This window comes from Actinoplanes lutulentus (genome assembly GCF_003259845.1).
GTDB classification, from domain to species: Bacteria; Actinomycetota; Actinomycetes; order Mycobacteriales; family Micromonosporaceae; genus Actinoplanes; species Actinoplanes lutulentus.
In genome coordinates this window covers 236,172-261,022 of the sequence record NZ_QLMJ01000017.1, presented here as the reverse complement: position 1 = coordinate 261,022, position 24,851 = coordinate 236,172, and the positions used below count along the sequence as shown (strand labels likewise).

28 protein-coding genes are annotated in these 24,851 nt (G+C 68.4%); 13 read left to right on the top strand and 15 right to left on the bottom strand.

Annotation, left to right across the window (positions count from 1 at the left end; translation table 11 throughout):
* Positions 1–621 precede the first annotated feature (621 nt).
* Positions 622–930: a hypothetical protein gene (locus B0I29_RS32285; protein ID WP_181558073.1), complete on the top strand. Its 309-nt coding sequence runs from the start codon at positions 622–624 to the stop codon at positions 928–930.
* On the top strand, positions 930–1,754 hold the full coding sequence (locus B0I29_RS32280) for an aldo/keto reductase (protein WP_245972883.1): 825 nt from the start codon (positions 930–932) through the stop codon (positions 1,752–1,754). Before B0I29_RS32285 ends, B0I29_RS32280 begins: the two co-directional genes overlap by 1 nt.
* A gap of 83 nt (positions 1,755–1,837) precedes the next feature.
* Here B0I29_RS32280 and B0I29_RS32275 read toward each other — a convergent pair whose 3' ends face one another.
* Genes B0I29_RS32275 through B0I29_RS32255 form a run of 5 tightly spaced genes read right to left on the bottom strand, consistent with a single transcriptional unit; the run spans position 1,838 to position 4,350 of the window.
* Complete coding sequence (locus tag B0I29_RS32275) at positions 1,838–2,407, bottom strand: hypothetical protein (RefSeq protein WP_111652882.1); 570 nt, start codon at positions 2,405–2,407, stop codon at positions 1,838–1,840.
* Positions 2,404–3,006, bottom strand: coding sequence for a CDP-alcohol phosphatidyltransferase family protein (locus B0I29_RS32270; protein WP_245972881.1), 603 nt, complete (start codon positions 3,004–3,006; stop codon positions 2,404–2,406). The genes B0I29_RS32275 and B0I29_RS32270 overlap by 4 nt, the downstream gene beginning before the upstream one ends.
* Complete coding sequence (locus B0I29_RS32265; RefSeq protein ID WP_111652881.1) at positions 3,003–3,218, bottom strand: hypothetical protein; 216 nt, start codon at positions 3,216–3,218, stop codon at positions 3,003–3,005. Before B0I29_RS32265 ends, B0I29_RS32270 begins: the two co-directional genes overlap by 4 nt.
* 1 nt (position 3,219) lies before the next feature.
* The gene (locus B0I29_RS32260) at positions 3,220–3,543 is read right to left on the bottom strand and encodes an ArsR/SmtB family transcription factor (protein ID WP_111652880.1); all 324 of its coding nucleotides are present in this window, start codon (positions 3,541–3,543) and stop codon (positions 3,220–3,222) included.
* A 33-nt stretch (positions 3,544–3,576) separates the two neighbouring features.
* Complete coding sequence (locus B0I29_RS32255; RefSeq protein WP_111652879.1) at positions 3,577–4,350, bottom strand: phosphotransferase; 774 nt, start codon at positions 4,348–4,350, stop codon at positions 3,577–3,579.
* Between the two features lie 134 nt (positions 4,351–4,484).
* On the opposite strand from B0I29_RS32255, the gene B0I29_RS32250 reads away from it, so the two are divergent.
* Positions 4,485–5,039, top strand: coding sequence for a DUF3558 family protein (locus tag B0I29_RS32250; RefSeq protein WP_111652878.1), 555 nt, complete (start codon positions 4,485–4,487; stop codon positions 5,037–5,039).
* On the opposite strand, the gene B0I29_RS32245 is transcribed toward B0I29_RS32250, so the two are convergent.
* Entirely contained in the window at positions 5,026–5,616 is a 591-nt protein-coding gene (locus B0I29_RS32245; protein ID WP_111652877.1) for a hypothetical protein, read from the bottom strand. The genes B0I29_RS32250 and B0I29_RS32245 overlap by 14 nt on opposite strands.
* 103 nt (positions 5,617–5,719) lie before the next feature.
* On the opposite strand from B0I29_RS32245, the gene B0I29_RS32240 reads away from it, so the two are divergent.
* Entirely contained in the window at positions 5,720–7,210 is a 1,491-nt protein-coding gene (locus B0I29_RS32240) for an IMP dehydrogenase (RefSeq protein WP_111652876.1), read from the top strand.
* Entirely contained in the window at positions 7,210–8,733 is a 1,524-nt protein-coding gene (locus B0I29_RS32235; protein WP_111652875.1) for an acetyl-CoA acetyltransferase, read from the top strand. Before B0I29_RS32240 ends, B0I29_RS32235 begins: the two co-directional genes overlap by 1 nt.
* A gap of 63 nt (positions 8,734–8,796) precedes the next feature.
* Here B0I29_RS32235 and B0I29_RS32230 read toward each other — a convergent pair whose 3' ends face one another.
* The gene (locus B0I29_RS32230) at positions 8,797–9,957 is read right to left on the bottom strand and encodes an alkaline phosphatase PhoX (RefSeq protein ID WP_111652874.1); all 1,161 of its coding nucleotides are present in this window, start codon (positions 9,955–9,957) and stop codon (positions 8,797–8,799) included.
* Positions 9,958–10,201: 244 nt separating this feature from the next.
* On the opposite strand from B0I29_RS32230, the gene B0I29_RS32225 reads away from it, so the two are divergent.
* Positions 10,202–11,017: an SAM-dependent methyltransferase gene (locus B0I29_RS32225; protein WP_245972878.1), complete on the top strand. Its 816-nt coding sequence runs from the start codon at positions 10,202–10,204 to the stop codon at positions 11,015–11,017.
* 292 nt (positions 11,018–11,309) lie between these two features.
* On the opposite strand, the gene B0I29_RS32220 is transcribed toward B0I29_RS32225, so the two are convergent.
* Together B0I29_RS32220 and B0I29_RS32215 are read right to left on the bottom strand one after the other, a co-directional pair.
* Complete coding sequence (locus B0I29_RS32220) at positions 11,310–12,917, bottom strand: RICIN domain-containing protein (RefSeq protein ID WP_111652873.1); 1,608 nt, start codon at positions 12,915–12,917, stop codon at positions 11,310–11,312.
* A gap of 96 nt (positions 12,918–13,013) precedes the next feature.
* The gene (locus tag B0I29_RS32215; RefSeq protein WP_220091465.1) at positions 13,014–13,904 is read right to left on the bottom strand and encodes an aldo/keto reductase; all 891 of its coding nucleotides are present in this window, start codon (positions 13,902–13,904) and stop codon (positions 13,014–13,016) included.
* A gap of 273 nt (positions 13,905–14,177) precedes the next feature.
* On the opposite strand from B0I29_RS32215, the gene B0I29_RS32210 reads away from it, so the two are divergent.
* On the top strand, positions 14,178–14,753 hold the full coding sequence (locus B0I29_RS32210; RefSeq protein WP_111652872.1) for a DUF1062 domain-containing protein: 576 nt from the start codon (positions 14,178–14,180) through the stop codon (positions 14,751–14,753).
* A 54-nt stretch (positions 14,754–14,807) separates the two neighbouring features.
* Here the strand turns inward: B0I29_RS32210 and B0I29_RS32205 are convergent, their stop codons facing one another.
* Together B0I29_RS32205 and B0I29_RS32200 are read right to left on the bottom strand one after the other, a co-directional pair.
* Positions 14,808–15,176: a DUF4259 domain-containing protein gene (locus tag B0I29_RS32205; protein WP_111652871.1), complete on the bottom strand. Its 369-nt coding sequence runs from the start codon at positions 15,174–15,176 to the stop codon at positions 14,808–14,810.
* Positions 15,177–15,274: 98 nt separating this feature from the next.
* Positions 15,275–15,586 carry a hypothetical protein gene (locus B0I29_RS32200; protein WP_111652870.1) on the bottom strand — a complete coding sequence of 104 codons (312 nt, stop codon included), beginning with the start codon at positions 15,584–15,586 and terminating at the stop codon, positions 15,275–15,277.
* A 52-nt stretch (positions 15,587–15,638) separates the two neighbouring features.
* Between B0I29_RS32200 and B0I29_RS32195 the strand changes: the two genes are divergently transcribed.
* Together B0I29_RS32195 and B0I29_RS32190 are read left to right on the top strand one after the other, a co-directional pair.
* Positions 15,639–15,944, top strand: a complete 306-nt coding sequence (locus B0I29_RS32195; protein WP_111652869.1) for a hypothetical protein — start codon at positions 15,639–15,641, stop codon at positions 15,942–15,944.
* 67 nt (positions 15,945–16,011) lie between these two features.
* Positions 16,012–16,425: a hypothetical protein gene (locus B0I29_RS32190; protein ID WP_146616952.1), complete on the top strand. Its 414-nt coding sequence runs from the start codon at positions 16,012–16,014 to the stop codon at positions 16,423–16,425.
* Positions 16,426–16,458: 33 nt separating this feature from the next.
* Here B0I29_RS32190 and B0I29_RS32185 read toward each other — a convergent pair whose 3' ends face one another.
* The 4 genes from B0I29_RS32185 to B0I29_RS32170 all read right to left on the bottom strand — a co-directional run bounded on the left by B0I29_RS32185 (position 16,459) and on the right by B0I29_RS32170 (position 21,746).
* A complete protein-coding gene (locus B0I29_RS32185) occupies positions 16,459–16,809 on the bottom strand; it encodes a hypothetical protein (protein ID WP_111652867.1) in 351 nt (116 codons plus the stop codon).
* A 51-nt stretch (positions 16,810–16,860) separates the two neighbouring features.
* Complete coding sequence (locus B0I29_RS32180) at positions 16,861–17,862, bottom strand: NAD(P)H-dependent glycerol-3-phosphate dehydrogenase (RefSeq protein WP_111652866.1); 1,002 nt, start codon at positions 17,860–17,862, stop codon at positions 16,861–16,863.
* Between the two features lie 49 nt (positions 17,863–17,911).
* On the bottom strand, positions 17,912–18,850 hold the full coding sequence (locus B0I29_RS32175) for a hypothetical protein (protein WP_111652865.1): 939 nt from the start codon (positions 18,848–18,850) through the stop codon (positions 17,912–17,914).
* Positions 18,851–18,938: 88 nt separating this feature from the next.
* Entirely contained in the window at positions 18,939–21,746 is a 2,808-nt protein-coding gene (locus B0I29_RS32170; RefSeq protein WP_111652864.1) for a glycosyl hydrolase, read from the bottom strand.
* Between the two features lie 151 nt (positions 21,747–21,897).
* Between B0I29_RS32170 and B0I29_RS32165 the strand changes: the two genes are divergently transcribed.
* The 4 genes from B0I29_RS32165 (at position 21,898) to B0I29_RS32150 (ending at position 24,831) form a co-directional block, all read left to right on the top strand.
* Positions 21,898–22,818: a LysR substrate-binding domain-containing protein gene (locus tag B0I29_RS32165; protein WP_111652863.1), complete on the top strand. Its 921-nt coding sequence runs from the start codon at positions 21,898–21,900 to the stop codon at positions 22,816–22,818.
* Between the two features lie 105 nt (positions 22,819–22,923).
* Positions 22,924–23,439 carry a hypothetical protein gene (locus B0I29_RS32160; protein WP_146616951.1) on the top strand — a complete coding sequence of 172 codons (516 nt, stop codon included), beginning with the start codon at positions 22,924–22,926 and terminating at the stop codon, positions 23,437–23,439.
* Positions 23,440–23,549: 110 nt separating this feature from the next.
* Positions 23,550–24,167, top strand: a complete 618-nt coding sequence (locus B0I29_RS32155) for a DUF6518 family protein (protein WP_111652861.1) — start codon at positions 23,550–23,552, stop codon at positions 24,165–24,167.
* 76 nt (positions 24,168–24,243) lie between these two features.
* Entirely contained in the window at positions 24,244–24,831 is a 588-nt protein-coding gene (locus B0I29_RS32150) for a TetR/AcrR family transcriptional regulator (RefSeq protein WP_111652860.1), read from the top strand.
* Positions 24,832–24,851: the final 20 nt, after the last annotated feature.

Here is a 24,851-nt window from a genome sequence, read left to right as displayed (position 1 = left end):
GGTCGACACTTCGGAGAAGTCACTTCCCGGACCCGCCGAAGACCAGCTTAGAGCACCGCTTCTCACCGCCTCTTGACACAGAGGGGTGCCAGTTGCGGGATCGCGATGACGAGGGTTCCGTGGCGGTTGCTGGGCCTCCAGCGGTTGCCGGCGACGCCTGTCCGTCAACGTTGCCTGGCGAAACGTCTCGGAGCGATGTCTCGGCAGCCGTTATCGCAGCGCCGGAGTCCGGTTCCCGCCCTGCGGGATCGGGCTCGCCCGCGATCGGCGGAGGGTCCGACGAGCCCGGGCCGGCCATCCGAGGTTCCACTTTCGAGGCGAAGACTGCGGAGCCTATGCCGGCGCACTCCCATCACCCGCGCTGCGCATGCCGGGGTCTGCCTCACGCGTCAATCAGAGCGGGCACTCCGGGACACCCGCGTTGCTCCCCACCGTCGGGGCGGATCGGCGGGAATGGCCGCCGCTGGAATCGGCGTGTTCAGGAACGCGGGCCTCCCGGCAAGAAGATTGGAGCCGGCCAACGCCGATTCCGCGTCGGCATGATCGCCGGTCCGCCCGGGCGCATGCGTGGCAGGTTATTTGAAGCGACGTGAGCGGTGGGGCCGTCTACGGTCGTCGGTGATGACTGTTGACGGATCGCCGCTCGTCAGCGACAAGTGGCCTCGCCTTGCCGCGGCGCTCACGGCCGCCCTTTGCGACCTCGGCGAAGGCGGCTTGGCGGGGCAGGTCGCCGGGCTTCGTGCTCTTCAGGACTGTGGGTGTGGCGAGGACTTCTGTCAGAGCTTCTATACGCAGCCTCCGCCGGACGGCGCCTACGGGCCTGGTCACCGGAACGTGAACCTCGATCAGCCGTGCATGATCGTTCTTGACATGGTCGATGACGTGATCATGTTTGTCGAGGTAATCGACGGGCGTGATTTGCTTCGATGATGGAGACGACGTTCCGTATCGGTGGTGACCTGGTGGTGCGCAGGCTCGGGTTCGGTGCGATGCACCTTCCGGCCGCACCCGGACCCGCTCGTGAAGCCGCGATGGCCCTGCTCCGGCGGGCGGTTGAGCTGGGTGTCACGCTGATTGACACCGCTCATCTGTACGGTGCCGGAGCCAACGAGGAGCTGCTGGCCGAGGCGCTTCACCCGTATCCCGACAACCTCGTCATCACGACCAAGATCGGTGTTGCTCAGCACGGCCCTGACGCCGAGTGGCGGCTGGACGGGCGGCCGGCGACGCTGCGTGCCCAGGTGGACAACGCGCTGCGCCGCCTGCGCGTCGAGCGGATCGAGCTGCTTCAGCTGCACCGGATCGATCCGGAGACGCCGCTTGCCGATCAGGTCGGCACGCTCCGGGATCTGCGCGACGAGGGCAAGATCGCGCGGATCGGGTTGTCCGAGGTCAGCGTCGCCGAGCTTGACCAGGCGCGCCGGATCGTCGACATCGCCAGCGTGCAGAACCGGTACAACATCCTGGACCGCGAGCACGAGCCGGTGCTGGAGGCCTGCGCCCGGGACGGGATCGCCTTTCTGCCCTGGCGACCCGTCGCTGCCGGTAGCGCGGATGCGAACGCGGAGATCGCGGCGGTGGCGGCTCAGGCCGGAGCGACGGCCACCCAGATCTCGCTCGCTTGGCTGCTTGGCCGATCGCCGGTGATGCTGCCGATTCCGGGTACTACGCGGATCGCTCACCTGGAGGAGAATCTGGCCGCGGAACGTATTCAGCTCACCACGGCCCAGCGGGAGACCCTGGACCGGCTGTGACGAAGCAGCGGGAACCCGAGCAACGGGAATCAGCGACTCTCGGGAGCGGGTCAGCTGGCTCTCGGGAGCGGGCCAGTCGGCTCTCAGGAGCCGGCCAGCGCGATGGCGACGAAGCGGATCGCTCGGCCCAGCATGCACATCGCTGCGAACACGGCCGGGCGCATGGGTGTGCGGCCCAGGTAGACGCTGGCGGCCAGCAGTGGTGGAAACCCGGTGATCGCGCTCAGAAGCAGCATGCCCGTCGCCTGACGAGGGCGGTCCATCACCTCGATCAGCCGGGCGCCGGCAGCCTTGGGACGCGCGAGCAGAGTGCCCAGCCGGCCTGGTGACGTGGGCACCGCATCCGGCAGACCTGGTGGTGAGGGCACCGCATCCGGTCGGCCTGGCGGGGTTGGCGCTGCATCCGGCGGGCCTGGTGGTGTGGGTGGGTGGCGGTCGAGGCGTTGTCGCAGCCATGCTGATCGGAGCGCGCCGCGTGCGGCCAGGAAGATCAGAACCTTGCCGGCTGTCTGGCCCGCGGCGGCGGCGAGGCCGAGCGCCACGGGTGGGGCTTCGGTCGTCAGTACGGCGGTGATCACGTATGGCTCGGCCGGGGTGAACGGCAGGAAAGCCGACAGGAACCCGACGGCCACAGCCGTCAGGACCGCGATCATGGCCGGGCAAGTGGTAGCCCCGCCGGCAAGCAGGCGGTCGGCACGGCCGGCGATCCGACCGGCAGTCTGGCGGTGTGGATCAGGGAGGCTACCTTCACCGCGGTGACCGCGAGGGCGAACGTGACCGCCACGGCCACCGGTGCGGCGATTGCCAGGATCACCACGGCCGCGGTGTTCAGAGCTTTCGCCGGCGGTGACCAGTTCCACCAGTACACACGGCGATCCACCTGGGCGAAGTAGTTCGGGCTCAGCAGTGGCCAGCGCAGGAACATCAGGCTCAGCAGCTGGTCGATGACCATGAACTGGATCAGGAACACCGCGATCGGCCACACGGTGGCGGGTTGCAGCACCACCAACGCGGCGGCGCAGGCTGACGTGCACGCGCGGTCCGCGACGATGTCGAAGACCGCACCGGTACGCGTCTCCTGCCCCAGCGCCCGGGCTGCGGTGCCGTCGAGGATGTCGCCGATCCAGTAGGTCAGGTACGCAGCGACGAGCAGGGAAACACTGCGGTGGGTCAGCGCCGCCATGGCGAGACCGATGGAGGCGATCGTGCGTACCGAAGTGATGGTGTTGGGGATGGTGACCAGGGTGGTCATTCGGCGTCTTTGAGGATGCGTTGTATGTCGGCGGTGCGCCGGTTCAGGTCGGCCAGCTGCGTGCTCAGGTCGGTGAGGAGGCGCTGGGTTTCGGTGTACTGCCGTTGCAGCTCGTCGGAGACGCCGGCGCGTTTGCGGACTCCCGCGTACCAGATGGCGGCGATGAGCAGGGCAGCGACGGCGACGAGGAAGACCGAGGCGGTGATGTCCATCTTAGTTGCTTCCTTCATGGCTCAGGGTCGCGACGGCGGCCGCCACCACGTCGGGCGTGAGGTGCAGGGAGAACGGGGTGGCCTCGTAATACTTGAGGGCCTTGCCGTCGGGTGACAGCTCCAGGTGGGCGGTGACCAGGCCGGCCTTTTCCAGCTTCTTGAGGTGCACCTGCAGCAGCGCGCGGCTGATGCCGAGGTCGCGGGCGAGCTGCGAGACGTAGGTGCGTCCGCTGGTCAGGGCCGCGAGCACCCGCAGCCGGTGCGGGCTGGCGAGCGTGGCAAGGACCTCGACCAGCCGGTCACCGCTCAACTCGCCTTGGCTCATGCCAACTATTATTGGCATGTGCAAAGCTAGCCGTCAAGCGGTGAAGAATCCGTCCGGCAGGGCCGCCACCTCCGCCGCCGACTGCTCCATGTTGGCCGCGACCGGCAGCAGCGCGATGCCGACGGGATCGCCGGCGTCGGCCATCCGGCGCAGCGCCGCCGCGTGCCGGCGGGCGCGTTCCACCACCACGCCGCGGAACGCGAGCCGATCACCCTGGTAGCCGTAGGCGTCCAGCAGTAGGTGCAGGCGGCGGGAACGGTCGTCGAAAGCGTCGAATCCGAAGTGCCGGGCGGCACCCCGCGTGTACAGCGGCACCCAGGACAGTGCCGAGAACGCCAGATCGAGCTCGCGGGTCGACGGTCCCGCGGTGTCCCAGTCGAAGAAGCCGACGAGGCCGTCGGCGTTGACGACCGCGTTGTAGGGCGCCGCGTCCTGGTGCCCGACGACCATCCCGGGCCGCATCGGCCCGAGGGCGAACCAGCGTTGATCCTCCGGCGGAGAGAAGTCCGCCGTCGCATCGTGCAGCCGCCGCAACCACTGCCCCACCTGGACCAGCGTCCGGTCGGTGAATGCCCACTCCGGCCACGGAATCCGCGAACCGATCACCTCCCCGGGCAGATAGGTCAGCATCTCCCGGCCCTGCTCGTCGAAGCCGAGAGCCCGCGGCGCGCCCTCGAACCCCGCTCTCTCCAGATGCCGCAACAGCGCGTGCACCGTAGGCGTCCACGGCGACGCCCGCTTGTGGACGACATCCCCGATCCGCACGGCTCCGACAGTGTTTCCGCCAGGCAGAACCTCTTCACTCATCGGTCCTTCATAGCGGCCGCACGCCGGCGCCGACACCGAGTTTTGGGGTTTCTTTGGCGAGGTCGCGCATCCTTTCGGCAGAGGCCTTAAAAACCCTTAAGACCCCTTTTGTGTACGCCCGAAGGAGAGCCCTCATGAAGCGTCGCCTCGTCGCCCTCGCTGTTCTCGCCACCGTCTCGCTGACCAGCGGTTGTGGTCTGCTGGAGTCCGCAAGCGCCGGAGCCGCGCCGGCCACGAAGTCCACGGCGAAGGCCCAGCCGACGAAGCCTCAGCCGACGCCCTCCACTAAAGCCGAGCAGCCCGAGACGAGCGTCAAGGACAGCGGCGACATCCCCGACCCCTGCACGCTGCTCTCCGAGGCCGAGGTGACCGGTCTGACCGGCCGGATCGTGAGCCAGATCGACGAGGACGGTGTCGAGTCCGGCGAGTCGGCGCGGTTCTGCCAGTGGCAGCAGGAGGGTGGGCAGCTCGCGGTCTTCCTGAGCCGCACCACCCCCGCCGACTTCCAGGTGACCGTCGCCGACGCGCAGTGGGTCGACGGGGTGGGCGAGGACGCGTACGCGCACTCGGGTCACCTGTTCGTGCTCTACGGCACCGTGCAGGTAGACGTCTACTCGCGAGGCGCTTCCGACGAGCAGAACATCGCCGACGCGAAGCAGGTGGCGAAGCTGCTGCTCACCCGGATCTGACCGTCGAGGTGATGCGGACCAGGGACGGGGAGCGGGGTGTCGAGCCGAACCCGAAGCGGACCGGCGGGTCGACGTCGGTGAGGTGGCCGAGGTCCACGCCGTCCAGGACGCCGGACGCCGAGGTGATCGGGTGCAGGTCCTGGGCGGCGTACCACTCGCGGCGTCCGTTGCCGGCGGTGCCGTAGGTGCGGACGCCTTTCAGCAGGCGGGCGGGCGTGTCGATAAGGCGTACCCAAGCTGGTTGCCGGGCCAAGGGTGGCGGGACCGCGCGCAGGAGCGCGCCCAGCGCGCCGCGGCGGCCGGTGGTGAAACGCAGGGTGAGCGGGCCGGCGGTGACGGACCATCGCGGGCCGTGCCGCTCGACGGCGACCGGGAGCACGCGCACGTCGTCGAAGGAGTACGTCTCGGCGATGAACCGGCCCAGTTCCTCGGTCGGCGCCAGCAGCTCGCGGCGGCCGCCGGGATGTTCGATCATGACGTCGCTGACCGGGCCGAACGGGGAGCGCGGCCAATGTCCCAGGACGAGTCGGGTACCGCTCGACGTCCCGACCCCGGCGATCCATCCGTCAAAACGCACCGGCCAGTCTTACCCGCTGTGTCCGTCGTCCATGCCGTTTTCGCTGGTACGGTCGTCCGATCATGCCGCCTGAAACGGACATTACACACAAGGGAGTGCAGCAGTGCGGATCCTTCCCGAGATCTCCCGCACCTTCGGTGAGTACCTTCTCGTCCCCAACCTCACCGACGAAGACTGCACGCCGGGCAACGTCGATCTGTCCACACCGCTCGTGCGGCATCCGGTCGGGCAGGAGTCGCCGATCCGGATCGCCACCCCGCTGGTCAGCGCGATCATGGGCGCCGTCTCGTCGCCGCAGCTGGCGATAGCTCTCGCGCAGGTCGGCGGCCTCTCGTTCATCCATCAGAACCAGCCGATCGCCGAGCAGGCCGGCATGGTCTCGGCGGTCAAGAAGCACAAGGCCGGCTTCCGGCACAACGACGTCAACATCGAGCCGACCGCGACCCTCGGTGAGGCCGACGAGCTGCTCCGGTCCACCGGCCGGCAGGTCGTCGTGGTCACCGACGACGGGACGCCGTCCGGGCTGTTCCTCGGGATGATCACCGCGCAGGACTTCAACTTCCACCGGCACCAGATCGGTGACGCCGTCGAGACCCGGATGCGCCGCGGCGCCGCCCTGGTCACCGGCACCCCGGGGATGTCGCTGACCACGGCGAACGAGCTGCTCTGGGACTCCCGCCAGGACGTGCTGCCGCTGGTCGGCGACGACGGCCGGGTCACCGCGCTGGTCCAGCGCCGCGATTACGAGCTGCACAAACAGTTCAGCAACGAGACCGTCGACGCGTCCAAGCAGTTCCGGGTCGGCGCCGGGGTCAACACCCACGACTACCGGGAGCGGATCCCGGCGCTTGTCGACGCCGGCGCGGACGTGCTGTGCCTGGACTCCTCGGACGGTTACTCGGTCTGGCAGAAGCACGTCATCGAGTTCGTCCGCAAGGAGTACGGCGACGACGTCCGGATCGGCGCCGGCAACGTCGTCGACGCCCGCGGGTTCGACTATCTCGCCGAGGCCGGCGCCGACTTCGTGAAGGTCGGCATCGGCGGCGGCTCGATCTGCATCACCCGCGACCAGAAGGGCATCGGCCGCGGCCAGGCCTCCGCGCTCGCCGAGATCGTCACGGCTCGCGACGCCTACGCCGAGGAGACCGGGATGTACGTGCCGCTCTGCTCCGACGGCGGCGTCCTGCACGACTCGCACATGGCGATCGCGTTCGCGTTCGGTGCCGACTTCCTGATGCTCGGCCGCTACTTCGCCCGGTTCACCGAGAGCCCGGCGCCGCTGGTCAAGGTGCGTGGCCAGGCGCTGAAGGAGTACTGGGGTGAGGGCAGCGCGCGGGCCCGCAACGTCGCCCGGTACGGCCAGGGCAGCGAGCTCGCGTTCGAGGAGGGCGTCGACGGCTACATCCCGTTCGCGGGCAGCCTCTACGACAACGTCAAGGTCACCCTCGCGAAGCTGCGCTCCACGATGGTCAGCTGCGGCTCGACGACGCTACGCCGTTTCCACGACACCGCGATGCTGGTCCAGGTGTCCCAGCAGACATTCGTGCAGAACTCCGAGGACATCGAACGCAATGAGCGGCCTACTGTCGTCTGATGCACCTCGACCCGCGAACTCCGATTCTGGTGGGTGTCGGCCAGACCTCCGAATTGCTCGACAGCCCGGACTATCGCCGACGCTCACCCGTGGAGCTGGCCGCCGATGCCGCACGAGCCGCGCTCGCCGACACCGGCGCCGATCCCGCGGCGGTGATCGCTGCCGTCGACACGGTGGCCACCACCCGCCAGTTCGAGAACTCGCTGCCCGGCGCGCGGGCCCCGCTCGGCCGTTCCGACAACTTCCCGCGCTCGGTCGCGCAGCGCCTCGGTGCGCATCCCGCGCGGGCGGTCCTCGACGTCACCGGCGGCCACACCCCGCAGCGCCTGGTCAACGAATTTGCCGCGGCCATCGCCGCCGGCAACCACGAGGTGGTCCTTCTGAGCGGTTCGGAGGCCATCTCCACCATTCTTGGGTACGCACAAAGCCCTGCCCGCCCCGACTTCAGTGAACACGTCGACGGCGATCTCGAGGACCGTGGCTTCGGACTGGACGGCCTGCTCGACCCGCACACCGCGGCACACGGCCTGACCGACACCACCAGCCAGTACGCGCTGTTCGACAACGCCCGCCGGGCCCGGCTCAAACTGTCCCGCGAGGACTACGCGACCGCCATGGGTGAACTGTTCGCCCCATTCACCCGGGTGGCCGCCGCCAACCCGCACGCGGCCGCGCCGGTCGAACGCAGCGCCGCCGAACTGGTCACGCCGACCGAGGCGAACCGGCCGATCGCCGACCCGTACACCCGGTACGTGGTGGCGCGGGACAAGGTGAATCAGGGCGCGGCGATCGTCCTCATGTCGGTGGCCGCAGCGACCCGGCTCGGCGTGCCCAGCGAACGGTGGGTCTACCTTGCCGGCCACGCTGACCTGCGGGAACGTGATCTGATGGACCGGGCCGACCTGTCCGCCTCGCCGGCGTCGGTGATGGCGGCGCGGCACGCCCTGGAGGTGGCCGGGATCGGGTTCGACTCGCTGGAGTTCGTCGATCTGTACAGCTGCTATCCGATTCCGGTGTTCACCATCGCCGACGCGTTCGGGCTGACGGCCGACGATCGGCGCGGGCTGACCGTGACCGGTGGGCTGCCGTTCTTCGGTGGCGCCGGCAACAACTACTCGATGCACGCCATCGCCTCGGTGGTGTCGCTGGTCCGGGGGCAGCCCGGGAGCTGCGGGTTCGTCGGGGCGAACGGCGGGGTGATGAGCAAGTACTCGGCGGGGGTCTACACGGCCGCGCCGACGCCGTGGCGGGCCGACGACAGCGCCGCGCTGCAGGCCGAGATCGACGCCTGGGCGGCTCCGGAACAGGCTTTTGTCGCGGACGGGTGGGCGGTGGTCGAGACGTACACCGTCAAGCACGGGCGGGACGGGTCGCGGACCGGGGTGGTGATCGGGCGGCTGGAAGCGGACGATCGGCGGTTCATCGCGGTGTCCGACGCGGATCTGCTCGGCGGTGCTGAGCCGATCGGGACCCGGGTGTTCGTGCGCTCGGTGGACGGGATCAACCGGGTGAGCGTCGTTTAGGCGTACCCAGGAAAAGAGCGCATGCGGGGGTCCTGGAGGGACCCCCGCATGGTCTTTATCGCCTCAGGTGCGGAACGGGCCGGTGATGCAGTACGTGATGCCGCCCGACGACGAGCCGGATGTGCCGCGCTGCGACGAGAAGTAGAGGCGGTTGCCGGCCGCGGTGAACGCCGGGCCGGTCAGCTCCGACGAGCCCTGGCCGCTGACCCGCAGGAACACCGAGATCTTGTCGTCCGGGGTGATCAGGTTGATCTCCATGTTGCCGCCGTCCTCGGCGACGTAGAGGTCGCCGAACGAGGATCCGGTGACGTTGTCGACGCCGGTCAGCGGCGCGGTGCCGGGGCTGACCAGGCTGTCGTCGTAAGCGAGCTCATACGTGCTGGTCAGGAGGTTGACCTGCCAGACGCGGTTGTCGCCCTTCGTGGTGAACCAGACCGTGTCGTTCGCGTAGTGGCAGCCCTCGCCGCCGTTGAACGACTTCGATCCGGACACCTGACTGCGAGTCTGGGTGGGCGATCCGTCCGGGTCCGGCACGTTCTGCCAGGTGAACGAGCCGGAGGTGCCGCTGCCGGCCACGAACACCTGCAGAACGCCGGCGGACAGGTCGCCCCAGGTGGTCGGCACGAACCGGTAGAAGCGTCCGTTGGTCTCATCCTCGGTCAAATAGATGACCTTGCGGACCGGGTCGGCGGCCGCCGCCTCGTGCTTGAACCGGCCCATCGCCGGGCGCACCACCGCGGTCCCGCCGAGCGGATAGGTCTCCCACACCCGGCCGAGAGTGACCTCCTCGCAGGAGAGCCAGGTGTTCCACGGCGTCTTGCCGCCCGCGCAGTTCTGGTTGGTGCCGGAGAGGATCCGCGACGCGCCGATGACGGTGCCGCTCGCGTCGAACAGGATCCGCGAGGCGCCGCCGCCCGCGGATGAGGAGACCTCCGAGTTGGAGACGTAGATCCAGCCGGTGCCGTTCGGGATCACCGCACCGCCGTCCGGGGCGTCGTGCCAGGTGTACGACGTGCCCGGAACGACCTGCCGGGAACGGGCGATGATCTTGCTGGTGAAGCCGGCCGGCAACTGGATGCCGTTCGCGTCGGCGGCCTGGAGGGCGCCGTAGGGGCCGGTGGCGTTCTGCGCGGGCGCGGCGTAAGCGGCCGACCAGGCGGTGAAAGGCAAGGCCAGGCCGCCCGCGCCGGCCATCGTGGCGCGCAGCAGTTGTCGCCGGTCCATGTGTACTCCTGGATGTCTGTGGGGTGGGCCTCCAGGAAGCGGGTTGATGTTGTCCGCCGAGTGCCGGGCGCCCGGCCAATAGGCGAACTTCGATCGTCAGAAGTGGTTCTTGGGGATCACCGCGTGCACGCCGACCGTGCGGTCGACGACCTGGGAGACCTCGAAGTCGGCCGGCGCCAGTCCTACGGCGACACCGTGTCCCGGGCGTGTCCGAGCAGTGAAGAAGATCGTCTATTGTGCAGGCGTGGATCCCACGAACGCAGCCCCCCAAGGCATTGATCCGAACCAGCCGCACCCCGCACGCCGCTACAACTACTGGCTGGGCGGCAAGGACAACTTCGCCGCCGACCGCGCGTCCGGCGACGAACTCCAGCGACTGTTCCCGAAGGTGCGCCTCGGCGCCCTCGCGAACCGGGCCCTGCTCCAGCGGGCCACCCGATTCCTCACCGCCGAGGCGGGGATCCGGCAGTTCCTCGACATAGGCACCGGCCTGCCGACCGCGGACAACACGCACGAGGTCGCACAGCGGCACGCCCCGGACAGCCGGGTGGTCTACGTCGACAACGATCCGCTCGTGATGGTGCACGCCCGGGCGCTGCTGAACAGCAGTCCTGAGGGGCGGACGGCGTACATCGAGGCCGACCTGAACGATCCCGAGTCGATCCTCGCGAACCCGACGCTGAGCGAGACGCTGGATCTGAAGCAGCCGGTCGGCCTGATGCTGATCGCGGTCCTGCACTTCATCCACGGCCACGGCTCTGCTCAGCCGATCGTCCGCACACTGCTAGACGCGCTCCCGGCGGGCAGCTACCTGGTGGCCACCCACGCGACGTCCGACTTCGGCACCCCGGAGCAGCAGGCGCTCTACCAGCAGCTGATCGCCCAGGGTAAGTCCGACGTGTGGACCCGTCCGCACGACGAGTTCGCGGCGCTGTTCGACGGCTTGGAGCTGGTCGAGCCGGGCGTGGTGCCGGCCAGCGAGTGGCGCCCCGAGCCGGGAGCCGAGATCCCGGAGCGCTCCGACATCAACGTCTGGACCGCGGTAGGCCGCAAACCCTGAGGCTCCCGCGGTGGTCGAGGGCTGCGTGTCGATTTCGGGCGCAATCCTCACCCGAACTCGACACGCTCGCGGGCCGCGGCCGGTGTGTGTCGATTAGGGGTGCGATTCGCGCTTAAAGTCGACACACACTTCGGCCAGCGCCCGCGGTGGCCGGGGGCGTGTCGACTCTCGTTCAGTCCGCGAGCGCCCTGGTGACGCGCAGCCATCACGAAGTCAGCCAGTCGAGATCTTGGACCGCCGCCCCGCGGCCGCCCGCGCCGAGTTCAGCGCGAGCGGCCGGGCCTCCAAAAGATCAACACCAGGTCAGAACCGAGTTCGTACGCGTGACGTTGCTGATCGTGTTGTTGCTGCCCGTGCACGGGCTCCACGTGATGTTGGTGTTGGCGACGGTCAGGTTCCGGAAGCTGATCCCCGACGACGGGGCGAACTCGGTGCGCGCCGCGATCCGGATCTCACCGCCGCCGCTGACCGTGCCGGACACCCCGGCGATCACGCCGTTGTAGCAGTTCTCGACGAGGATCGCGTTGTTGCCGGTGTTCGCGATGTCCACCCGGTCGACGGTGAAGCCGCCACTCTCCGAGACACAGAAGATCCCTCGGCCGCCGGCGCGCGCTTTGACCGTACCGACTTTGATGTTGTTGGGGTAAGCGTCGCCGACGCGTCCGTTGCGGTTGGCCATCCGGAAGGCGGCGTAGCCGGTTCCGGCGCCGGCGTTGTCGGCGTCCACGGTTCCGACCGTCGCGTTGATCGTCTGGTTCAGCAGCAGGCCGGACTCGCCGACGCTACGCGCCGTGACGGTTCCGATGGTGATCCCGTCGACGCCGTAGGTCTCCACGGCGTGTGACGAGGCACCCGACACGTAGACGTTGTCGATCCGCACGTTGCGGGTCCACTCGGCGGTGTTGCCGCGGTTGTCGATGCGGACGCCGAGGCCGGCGCTGAGCCGCATGTCGAGCTGGCCGAGCCACACGTTGGACACGTTGCGCATGAAGATGCCGTAGATCGGCGAGCCGGTCAGGTTCAGGTACGGCACCTCGATGTTGCTGACGCCACGGGCATAGATCGGGGCGTAGTCGCCACTGCCCGTACCCGTGACGTTGATCGTGCCGCAGACGGAGAGTGACGTATAGCTGGCGAGTGAGATGCGACTGCCCGCGGTCATCGAGCCGTTGCCGCGGACCACGACGCGCTGGATGGAGGTACGGCCGGCGGTGAGGCTGCCGATGCCGGCCTGGACGGCGGCGCGGAAGTCGGTGCCGGTGTAAACGGCGGTGCCGGAGGCGTTGCGGGCGGTCCAGGTGCTGCCGCTGACGGTCACCTCGGACTGGAACGTGCCGGTGCCGCAGGCCGCCGTGGTGCTCACCTGGGCGAGGGTCCATTGCTGGTTGGCGCCGTCGGCGTCGGCGAACTGGGAGATGATCCCGCCGTCGGCGGTGGACCATTCCCACAGGTCAAGGGCCTTGCCGGTGTGCCGGTTGATGAACCGCACGTCGCCGTTTGCGGAGTCCTTCAGCGTGAACTGCTGACGGGTCGTGCCGTTGTCGCTGTTCTGGATCAGCTGGGTGCCGTCGGTGGCGTTCGGCAACTCGAGGAAGAGCCCGCTGTGCCGGCTCTTGATCTTGTACCAGCCGCTGCCGGCGTCGACGAACTGCCACTGCTGCCAGTTTCCGTCGTTGCGGCTGAACTGGGCGATGCCGGCGCCGGCGGCGGTGGACAGGTTGTAGACGTCCATGGCTTTGCCGCTGTGCCGGTTGACGAAGACGTACCAGGCCGCGGTGTTGACGCTTGCGGCACTGGCCTGTTGCAGGCCGATGGCGGCGCCGGCGCCGCCGAGCAGGAGGACGACGGCGCCGATCAGAGCGGCCCGCCATCTGCGGGGATGTCTCGGGGATGTGGACATGGGGGATCCTTCGGTCTTGTGAGCGCTAACAACGAGGCGCGGCCCCTCGGGGGTGGGAGCGCGCCCATCGGCACAATATAGACGTAAGTGGATTCTCTATGTCCACGGCAGCGACGAGCGCGTCCGCCAGTACCGCTCACTCGGCTCAGCGAGGCCGGACAGTCGCTCCAGATCACTGTCGGTCAGCGCGAGAGTGGCCGCCTGCAGGTTGGAGGCGAGCTGCCCGCTGGTGGCAGCACCGGAGAGCACGATCGTCGCCCATGGCTGATGCAGTGCCGCGGCCAGGGCGACCACGTCCTCGGCAAGTCGTCCGTTGGCCAGGGCTTCCTTGACGATCACCGCCCGCCCGGACGCATGCGCCTCAGCCAGGGCATCCCCGGCTCCGGTCTCGAGAAGATTCCAGGTCGCCTGCACGCTGCGAAACAACGGCATCCCGTCGACCTCGATCGCGCAGGCGGCCCGGATGGTGTCGGCCTGCGCGGGCCCGCTGGTGGACAGACCCACCACAGCACCCTGCCCGGCGAGCCGGCGATGCAGATCCGTATCGGTCAGCACCGGGCTGTCCGGCGTCACCGAATGAACCTGATAGAGCCCGAGCCGCTCCCCGAGCAGCGCCCGGGTTTCCCCGAGCTGCCGCGCGAACGTGGACACACTGTGGTCCTTGACTTCGTGGACTTCTGCCGTGACCTGCCAATTCGCTGTATAGGTGTAACCCCACTTGCTCCCGGCGATCGCGTCGTCATGCCCCGGCAGCCACCCGGCCAGAAACTCCTCGGCCCGGCCATAGGACCGCGCCACGTCGAAATACCGGACCCCGGCCGCATAGGCCTGGTCCAGAAGGGTTTCCGCCCGCTCCCGCAAAACCTCGGCCGTGCGTTCCGGCGGCAGATCCCGCTCCCGCCCGAGATTGATGTACCCAGGCCGTCCCACAGCGGCCAGCCCCAGCCCGATCCGAGCCACTCCGTCGATTCCGTCAAACAGTTCCACAATCGTCGACAATGCCAGCTCATTGTCGAAAACCGGTGGAGCCGCCCGGCACCACGCTGTTAGCGTCGCCGGATCACCGACGAAGGACGGGCCGTTGTACACCTGCTGAGACATCCACCGCGCCGCGTACAGCGGCAGGGTCCTGCTCGCTGAGAGCAGTGACATCCCGCATGGGCAAAGCGAGTGCCGGCACTCGCTCCATCACCATGCGCGGACACCCTCCGCGGAGCGCAGTCTCCGCACGGAAATGTCGCAGCAGAACGGCAAAATTCAATGTCAAGACCCACGACGGTACGCCGTATCGCGCGAACCTGGCAGGTCCGCCCGAAAGCCCTGCCGCTGATCCGCCGCCGATGCCTGAACTGCAGCTCGGCGCGTTATCGAGCGAACGGAAAGTTCCGGGTCAACGCGAACCACAAACTCCTCGACGTCTGGCTGCTGGCACTCTGCACCGGATGCGGAAAGACCATCAAACTGACCGTTCTGGAACGAGCCAACGTCCGCACCATCAACCCCAGGTCGCTGACCAGATTCCACGACAACGACATCACCCTGGCGGCGAAACTGCTGGCAGATCCACGGTTGCTGCGCCGCAACGACGTATCCCTCGACTGGTCCGACGCGTGGACCCTCCACCGGACGAACATGGAGATCCCGGCGGACGACAAGATCGAGATAGCGGTCGGCTCCACCGAGCGCATCCCGATCAGACTGACAGTCCTGCTGTCAGCCGGCCTGGAGACGTCCCGATCCGAGGTGTACCGACTGATCGCCGACGGCAACCTGGCCCTGAGCCGCCCGTTGCCCGCCAAACCATCCACCGGCTTCACCTTCACCATCCACTGTTAGCCGGATGATCCCGACCGGCGGGGACGCACCGCGCGTCTCTGCCGGTCGGCTCGGTCACCTGGCGCGGATCGCCTCGGCGAGCTGGTCGAACGTGCGCTCCAGCACCGTTCGTCGCTGCTCCTTGTGCCCCGGAGCCGGCTCCAGCCCATCGATGCGCGCGTCCCACACGGCCAGGAAGGTCGCCTTCCACGCCTCGACCGTCGCGGCCGCGGGCAGCTCGACGCCGACCCAGCCCTTGCTAGCGAGAACGTGCAGGACCTCGAGGTTGCACGGAACGGCGACACCCCAGTACTCGTCGGGCTCCAGCTCGACCGGATCACCGCCCATGGCGTCCTCAACCTCACGCACCAGCCGCGCGGTGAGAACCGACAGATGATCCGCAGCCGTGTCGCTGTCAAAGTTGCCGCTGCCCCAGGTACCCACGGCCCACACCCTAATAGGGAGCGCCCTCGCGACGCGCCAGGCTCTGACATGAGCGGGCGGTGGCCCGCTGCTCTTCACCCTCTGCCATCGTGCGTCTCTTACAGCAGGGGTAGACGCTCGCCGGCCGGACCGCGACCGTTGTCGAGAAAGAAGAGGTAGCAACGCAGGTCGTCGGCGAGTCTGCCATCGAGGTATCGCAGGTAGTCGGTGAGGCCGGCGCCGACGTCCTCATCGCCGGGCAGGCCGCCGCTGCCCCAGTCCTTCTGCTTCCGCAGGATCCACTCTTCCCATGTACCGCCGAACACGTCCTCGGGATCTGACCGGAGGGAACGCTCCGACAGAGACGCGAACACCGCATCGATGTGCGGTATCGGATCCCAGTACCGCGGCACGGAGAGATGATCTTGCATCTGGACACGATAGCGTCGCGGGTCGCGTTCACTGCCTCGCTACGCTTGCCCCGTGAACCCGGCGGCCGAGAGAGCGGAGCGGATCCGGCTCTTGACGGAGATGGCACGGATTCTGCTGGCAGCTGGTGCTGACGAGGACCAGATCGCGAGCGAGCTGCTCCGGCGGACCGATTCGCCGGTCTCGGTGATCAAGGCTGTCCATGACGCCACAGGGATGGACCTGGGCGAGGCCAAGTGGGTCGTACACCGCAATCTGGATCCCGGGGTCCGCAGAGCCGCGGAATCCTTGTGGCAGGACCTGCTGGACGGAATTGCCCAGCTCCACGAATCACCCAGCGCCCCCGACTCGGACCGCTAGATTCTCGGCGGGAGATCCGATCGATTGCGCTTGTGTGCGCTTCATATCCTGCGTCCAGGAGGCGCAAATGACCAATGCTGAGCTGATCGATCGGTTGATCGAGGAGGCAGCTCACGCCCTTGACTGGCGTGGCAATTGCGCTACATCGGGACGCCTCCCTGTCTTCAACCTCTGGGGACCGGTCATGTATCTGACTCCGGACGGCGAGGTCGTTATTGACCACGAGGATGACGGGCCGGCGCGACTGGCCGAGCCCGCCGAGCGCGACTTCGCGCTCGCCCGAGCCGCTGAGCAGTATCCGGAACTCGCCTACCTGAAGCCGCCGAAACCGCCGAATTCGGCTACGTGCAGCCTGTGCTGCGGCCGTGGCCGGGTAGCGGTCTCGCAATGGGCGATCGTGCCGTGGCAGGACGGACAGGAACCCAGATCGTTCGTGTACTGCCCGAAGTGCAACAGTCTTGGATGGACCGTGACCGGCTGAGCTCGCACCGCGGCGCCGTATCGAGTGGTCCCGTCAGCGGAATTCGGTGACTACGGTGATGGGGCCGACGATGTTGGCGTTGAGGGTGTCCAGGTCTTCGGCGGGGATCCAGTATTCGAGGATGGTGCGGCCGCCTACCTGGTGGACCTCGTATCGGTCGAGGAATGAGCGGCGGACCTCGAAGCGGGTCACGTAGCCTGCGCCGGAGGCTGGGACGTTCCAGTCTCGGGCGATCATGGTGGCGTATTCCTCGTTCAGGACCGGGTAGAAGATCGGCTGGTCCGGGAGGCGCGGGGGCCAGGCGCGCCAGTCTGAGGCTTCGACCAGCGCCAGCTCCTCCGGGCCGGTCGGCCGCCACAACGTCACCGTCTCGGGATTCTCCACCGGGTCATGATCGTCCAGCTTGGGGGCGGCGGCCAGTGAATTCGGGGTGGCTCAGCCGGGTTCGGATTCGTGGCCGGCGGGGTGGGTGCGCAGGAGGCCGTCGTAGGCGTGGGCCGCGGTGATCTCGCCGGTGATGACGCGGTGGATCGTGCGGGTTATCGGCATCGGCAGTGAGTGGCGGTCGGCCAGCTGGACGGCGGCGTGGACCGTTTTCACGCCCTCGGCTACCTGGCCCATCTCGGCGAGGATGTCGTCGAGGGTTCGGCCTCGGCCCAGCTGTTCGCCGACGTGGCGGTTGCGGCTGTGCGGGCTGATGCAGGTTGCCACCAGGTCGCCCATGCCGGCCAAGCCTGCCAGGGTGGCCGGCTCGCCGCCCAGCGTCACCGCCAGGGTGGTGAGCTCGGCCAGGCCTCGGGAGATCACGCCGGCTCGGGTGTTGTCGCCCACGCCCAGGCCCTGGGCGATGCCTGTCGCGATGGCTACGACGTTCTTCAGGGCGCCGCCGATCTCGCAGCCGATGACGTCGTGGTTCGTGTAGACGCGCAGCAGGCCGCGCCGGAACACGCGCTGGATCTCGGTGGCGACGGTCAGGTCCTCGGTGGCGATCACGGTGGCGGCTGCCATGCCGGCCATGATCTCCTTGGCCAGGTTCGGACCGGTGAGCGCCGCGGCGGGGTGTCCCGGCAGCACATCTTTGATCACCTCGGTCATCCGGAGCAGCGAGTCACGCTCCAGGCCCTTGCTGAGGCTCACCACCGGGATCCACGGGTGCAGGTCCGGCCGGACCAGTTCCAAGGTGGCACGGAACGCTCCGGTGGGCACGCCGACCACCAACAGTTCCGCGTGGGCTGCCGCCTCGGCGAGGTCCGAGGTGGCGCGGAGCCGGGCCGGCAGCGGGAATCCCGCGAGGTAGCGATCGTTGGTGTGCTTGGCGTTGATCTCGTCCGCGGTCTCCGGGCTGCGGGCCCAGATCAGCGACTCGTGATCTCTGCGGGTGAGAACGGACGCGACCGTGGTACCCCACGAACCAGCCCCCAGCACGGTGATCCGCATGATTCCCCTATCCGTCGGCAACTCAGGATACGGCCGTGAGAACGATTTGTTACCGCCCCGAAATAGAAATGAGCGCCAGCACCGCCGGGGCGTGCCGGCGTCGCTCGATGCGGGAGGCCGCTGATGCGAGCGCCTCCTGGTAGACCGCCGGTTCGGCGTCGATCAGGGCGCGCAGCAGTGACAGGGCGGCGGCGCGGACCGGTTCGACGGCGTCGACCGCGCGTTCGACGAGGAACGGCACGAATTCCGGCGCCGGCTGCCGGCCCATCGCGCGCACGGCCCGCTCCCGCACGTACCCGTTGCGGTCGAGGCTTGCCAGCGCGCAGGCCAGGGGAGGGGCGCCGGGAAGGACCGCGGCGGCCGCGAAGAGCCGGAGCTGTTCGGCCAGGTCTCCGCGGCGGGCATGGTGGACGAGGCCGTCCAGCAGGTAGGGATGGGTACTGAGCTTCCGCAGTGCGGCCCGCGCGGCGTCGTCCTTCAGCGGAATGAAGTCGTCCAGCAGGTGGCGGGCGAGACCGAGTTCGAGGCGTACCGGCCAGGCCGCGAAGTAGTCCGGTCCGCCGGCCGGTTCGGCGACGCTGACCGGGGCGGGCACCCGGAGGGCACGGACGCAGAGGCTGCCCAGCCAGACGCCGAGTGCGCCCATGAAGATCGGTATCGCGCCGTCGATGCCGTGCCGGATGCCGTCCACCAGCACCGCGACCCCGCCGCCGAGGAAGAGCACCACGCCCATGACCAGGAACAGCCGGTCTCGTGACCGCGGCGGAACCACGTCGGCATCCGGTGCTCGCCAGAACGTGCGGAGGACGAGATAGCCGACGGTGCTCACGGTGAGGCAGGCCGCCATGAGCAGCGGCGCTTCGAGGGCGGCCCGGGCCAGGTCGATCACGCTGTGGGCGACGCCGGCGCCGATCGCGGCGAAGATCCCGCCGACGACGACCCAGGCGATGACGTCGGTCCGGTCGGGGCGGCGGGACGTGCTGCGCATTCGCGGGAACGTACCAAAAATGATCTTGATTGAGAATCGGAAAAGCGGTGGCCTGCCTCAGCGAGCTCTGGGGCAGGCCACCGGGAGATCACTGGTAGGGGATCAGCGTCACCGGGCCCAGCAGGCCGTTCTTCGTCGGGGTCCGGCTCGCGAACTCGGCCGGCCTGGTGATCCGCAGGCGGTTGAGCAGCACGCTCGCCACCGTGACGGTCACCGTGTTGGCGCCCGGCCGCAGCGTGCTGCCGAGGTCGATCACGGTGTCCAGCTGATCGGCCGGCTCGACCTGGCGGCCGTTGACGAACACCTGATAGGAGCCGCCGACCGCGCCCACGTCCAGCAGGGCTTTCCCGCCGCGGGAGGTCACCGTCGTGGTGTAGCTGCCGACGCCTACGGCATCTTCGATGCCGGGAATCTCGCTCCAGGAGCGCAGCGCCACGTCAGAGATCTTGTGGGTACGGTGGACGGTCGTCGATGACGAGTCCGTGCTCGTTCCGGGGAGCCATTCGTCGAGCGTGAGATTCCACGATCCCAGGGTGACCGGGGTGCCGGTGGTCAGTGTCGGCGCGGTGATCCGCTTGCCGGTCCAGGTCGGGCCGGCCAGGGCGATGATGGTGGCCGCGCCGGCGGGCAGCGAGACGGTCAGCGTGGTGCGGTTGCCGTTGCGGGTCGCGCCGCCGACGGCTTCGATCTTGCCGGTCCAGGCGTCCAGACGGTACGGGACGGCGGTGGTCCGGCCGGCGAGGGACACCGACGTGGTGACGGCCGTGGTGGCGCTGTTGACCAGGACGTAGTAGCTGGTGTCGCCGTCGGTGCGCAGGGTCGAGGTCACCGACTTGTTGGCGACCTGGGCGTCAGGTCGCACGGCCAGCTTGGTGAGCGCGTCGGCGTCGTCGGTGGCGGTGCGGACGTTCGGTGATTTCCGGAGCTTGGTGAAGACAGCGCGCAGGGCACTGTCATCCGAGGCTGCCGCTGCGGCCGTTTGGGCGTACCCAATGGTGTGTTGTGGGCCGGCGCCGATGATGATCAGCTGGAGTCCGTCCTGGGTTTTGCGGGCGATAGCCCGCGCGGTCTCCAGCGACATGGGTGAGCTGTCGACGACGAGTGCGCGGTAGGGGGTCTTTCCGCTCAGCGAGCCGGGGGTGACGTAGCCGTAGGTGTAGCCCGCGGTAGCCAGGAAGCTGCCGTCGTGGGTCGGGGTGTCGCCGCCGAAGGTCTGATTGAGGACGGCGACGTCGTAGCGGGCCTGGCCGGTCTGCAGGGTCTGCTGCATGCGGGCGTAGTAGTCCGCGAGTTCCGGTTCCATGGTCCAGGTGGCCTGGCGGGGGCCGAACGCCTCACCGATGTTGCTGCCGAAACCGTGGAAACCGGGCCAGTACGCGGCGTTGTCGGTGATGGTGCCGTCCGCGCTCGGCGGGATCGTCGGGTACGGCAGACCGTGGAAGATCATCTGGTTGATGCCGCGGGAGTACTCCCGGTTGGCGAGCGCGGCGATCTGCGCGGGCGTGAGTCCGTAGAGGTTGCCGAAGCCGCCCGGGAGCATCTCACTGCTCACGACGGTCTTGCCGGCGACGACGGCGCTGGTGGAGGCGGTGCGCATCCGGGCCTCGGAGCAGCCGAGCGACTCGCACTCGGTGATGTCGAGACGTTTGGCGGCGTCACCGAGGTCGATCGGCTCACCGTACGGCTGGGCGCGGAACTTCAGTCCCAGCTTGTTGGCCCAGGCCTTGATGGGTTCGAGGTGATTGCCCAGGTAGAGCTTGTTGATGGTGGCTTCGATGTCGTGCTGGATGCGCTCGGCGTTCGCGGCCTGGCCGTCGGCGTAGGTGTACACCGGGGTCGGCGAGGCGAACGGGCTGGCCGGCGCGGTCTTCGCCAGGACCGGGAGGTACGTCTGAAGGCTGTAGCCGTTGGTCGCGCGGAACGTCCGCAGGAAGTCGCTGGACCACAGCTGAGCGCCGCTCAGTTCGAGCGAGTCCTCGAAGATCGAGCCGCCGTTGGCCTTGAGCAGCCGGCGGGTGTCGGCGTCGAGCAGCTTGTCGAAGTACGCGATGAAGGCCTTCGTGCCGGCCGTGTCGAGGTGGTTGACGACGCGCGACTCCGGGTCGGACAGCGGCGAGACGGTGCTGCCGAACGGGGCGTCGTTGCGTTGCGCGGTGCCACGCTTCCAGTAACCGGTGACGATCCAGGTGCCGTCGCCCGGCGCGGTCCAGGTCAGCTGGCCGTTGCGGACCGTGCCGCTGATGTCGGTGACCGTGGTGAGGTCGACCTTCGGCTGGGTCTCGGCGCAGGCGGCGACGCATCGGGTGGCGGTCGCCGTGACGTACGTGGGCTTCGAGGTCTTGATCGTGGTGGTGACCACGCCGTTCTCGGAGGTGCGGTCCTGGTACGTGCGGGCGGCCGGCGCCGGGACCGCCGCCGTGAAGGTCGTTTTCGCGGCCACGACCGCGCTGCCGGTGACCAGCTCCTGGCTGGCGGCGTCGGTGGAGACGTCCAGGCCGGGTACCGCGGCGGGCCAGCGGCTGCCGAGCGTCAGGTCGATCTGGACGCCGAGCTTCTGGCCCTCGGCGAGGACGGCACGGACCGCGGCACGCCAGTTCGCGTCGCCGTACTGGTGTTTGTCGGGGTCGACGACGTAGTCGGTGCCGTCCATGACCATGGCGATCTCGACGCCTTTGTAGCCGGCGGCGGCCACCTGGCGCAGCTGCTTCACGGCGGTGGTGGCGTCGACCGAGGACGGCCACCACCAGCGGAACATCGCGCTGTAGTCGGAGCGGGCGGCGGTGAAGTCGGTGACGAAGCGGGAGGGGTGGTGGGTGCCGGCCTGTGCGGTTGCCGCGATCGAGAGGGTGGCGGTCAGGGCGCAGGTGACCGCGAGGGTTCGTCGGGGTAGGTGCATACCGTGATCTCCTGGGGGTTGTTATCTGAAACGTTTCATAAAATTGACGGCGTTGTGGCTATGGAGAGGGCGGTGCTGTTAACGTGACGGAAATCATCCGTTGATCGGACGGTAGGCCTTCTCGCCCGGCCCGGGCAAGGACGGAGCATCCATGAACTCGATTGATGCCGCCATCACTGCCGTCGATGATCTGGCCGCGCTCGACCTCAACATGCTGACCGCGCTGCGGGCCCTGCTGCAGGAGCGCGGTGTCACCCGGGCCGGTGCCCGGCTCGGGCTCGGGCAGCCCGCCACCAGCGCGGCGCTGCGCCGGCTGCGGCAGCATTTCGACGATCCGCTGCTGGTGCGGACCGGCACGGTCTACGAGCTGTCGCCGCTGGCAGCCGTGTTGCTCGGCGCCGTCGAGGAGGCTCTGGCCGCCGCCGAGTCGGTGTTCCTCGGCGCGCACGGATTCCGGCCGGCGGCGTCGCACCGCACGTTCACCGTGATGGCCTCGGACGGATCACTCGCGCTGCTCGGTGCGGCGCTGCTGCCCCGGTTCGCGGCCTTGCCTCTTTTGAGGCTGGAGTTCGTCCCGCTCGTTCTTGATGACGTCGATGCCACGCTGCGGGCGGTCGACGCGGTGGTGATGCCGCGCGGGATCTTCGCCGGACATCCTGCCGCTGACCTGTGGTCGGATGAGTTCGTGCTGGTGGTCGGGGAGCGGTCGGCGCTGCGGGCGGGCGATGTCACGCCGGAGCGGCTGTCGGCGATGGAGTGGGTCAGCTCGTTCCACGGGCCGTCGGTGCTGACGACGCTGGAGTCGTGGGGGATCCGGCCGCGCGTGCAGGTGGTGGTGCCGAGTTATCTGGCGATTCCGCTGCTGCTGGCCGGGTCGGAGCGGCACGTGGCGTTGTTGCAGCGGCGGGTGGCGGAGCAGATGCGGGCAGTCGGCGGGGTGCGGATCCTGCCGGCGCCGGAAGGGGCGCGGGAAATTCGCATGGCGTTGTGGTGGCACGCTTCTCGCGAACGGGATCCGGCGCATTTGTGGTTTCGGGAAATGGTCATTGACTCATTAATGCAGCCCTTTTAGTGAGTCGTTTCAATTATCGTGGTGGATTGCTGGGGTGCCAGGAGGGAGCGTGGGCGACGGTCCCGGCGCGACCGCCGCCGTTGTGGCGCGGCCCAGACGTTCCGCATGGTTAAATACCGAAATGTCTGGCTCCGGCGCCCCCGCGCCCCGAAACTGGTGACCGCGGCGAAGTGGCAGGTCGCCGATATCGGCGGCCCGCGGACACCGACTGATGAGTACGTCAGCTCCAGAGTCTGGTTCACCCTGCGCGGAATCGACTTTCCTGAAACCGGATGGCACGACGACCCGCTGCCGACGCTCAGCACGGCAGCGGCCGCATACGAGTCCATCCGTGACGGCGAGCCTGAGGCATTCTCCTACTTCTTCGACGGGCCGTACTTCCTCTACTACCGCCGGATCGACACGTCGCCGCCGACGGTGTACATCGAAGGCAACTGTGACGGCGACCCGGATGACGTCTTCTCTGTCACGACGGGCGAGATGCTGCTGGAAGAGCTCCGGCACACGCTGTATGAAGCTGCACGAGTCCTGCACGCGGAAATCGCTGACAAGAAGCACATCGACACGTCGGTGCAGCTCGCCGCTGATCTTGTCGACCGGCTTTCCTTGAAACAGACCTGATCCAGGTTCACGACTCCGGGCAGGGGTCTGCCTTTCGGTCGATCCGCAGGCGGGGAGGTCGGCCGCGAAGAGGATCTGGCACGGCCTGAGGCTGCCTAGGGTCAACGGCCATGATGATCATGCGGCGGGTGGCTGTGGTGGCGCCGGTGGCCGGGTTTCTGCTGGGGTTTCTGGATTTCGTCTGGATCAAGTTTCTGCCGTCCCCGCTGGCTGACCTGGGCAATTCACTGGCTACGTGGGCGGTCGCGGCGTTCCTGCTGACCTGGTTCGGCCGGTGGCGGCTGCCGATGGCGATTCTCGGCGCGGTCGTCTGCCTGGTGGTGGCGGTGCCGAGTTACTACCTGGCCGCCGCGTTCATTCAGAACGACGACTGGCGCAATCTCTACGACGTCAACGCGTTCCTGTGGATGGGGTTCGGGGTCGTCGCGGGAGTCGTTTTCGGTGGTGGAGGAGTGCTCGCCCGGTCGGGTGGGCCGCTGCGGTTGCCGGCGCTCGCGCTGCCCGGTTCGGTGCTGTTCGCCGAAGGGGCGGTCAATCTTCTGCGGCTCGGCAATCCGGACTATGAGACCGGGGACCTGCTTGCCTATGCCGCTCTGGTGATCGTTCTCGGTCTGGTGGTGACGGTGCTGCTGGCCCGCTCGTGGCGGGATCGGCTGCTGACATGCGCGTGGGCGGTGCCGCTGACCGCGGGTGGCTGGGTGCTGCTGACGGCGTCCGGGTTCCGGTAGGCGTGCGTGCGAAGCTGAACTCGTGACAGGACACGCGGCCGCCCGTACTCGTTCTCCGAAGCGTACCGAAGCGCAGATGCCGCAGCTCATCGATGCGATCTGCGAGGTCATCGCGGAGCGAGGGTACGAGAACACCCGCTTCACCGATGTCGCGAAACGCGCCGGGACATCGGTGGGGAGCCTGCAGTACGCGTTCGGCAGCCGGGAGAACATGGTCGCCACCGCGCTGGAGGACCGGGCCGGACGGTATCTCGCCGAAATGCAGGCCGGCGGCGCGGAATTGGCGTCGCCGCTCGCCCGGCTGCGCTGGCTGGCATCGCATCTGGCGGCCGGCGTCGGCGGTGACGAGGCCGCCCGGCTGGAATGGCTGATCTGGACCGAATATTGGCGGACATCGCTGCGTGACGAACGGCTGCGGGTCACGTCGACCGAGTCGTACCGCAGCTGGGTCGCGATGATCAGTTCGGCGATCTCGGAATGTGTGGATGCCGGTCTGGTGGCCCCGCGGGAGGACGTGCACGCCATCGCGGTGGCGGCGCTCGGGATGGGTGACGGGCTCGGGGTGCAGGTGTCGCTCAGTGATCGGGACTTCGGCTGGGAGGACGCCGGGCGGATGGTGCGTACCTGGCTGGGACTGGCTCTGAACTGCCCGGATCTGCTGTAGCGGGCGTCGTGGTATCTCCG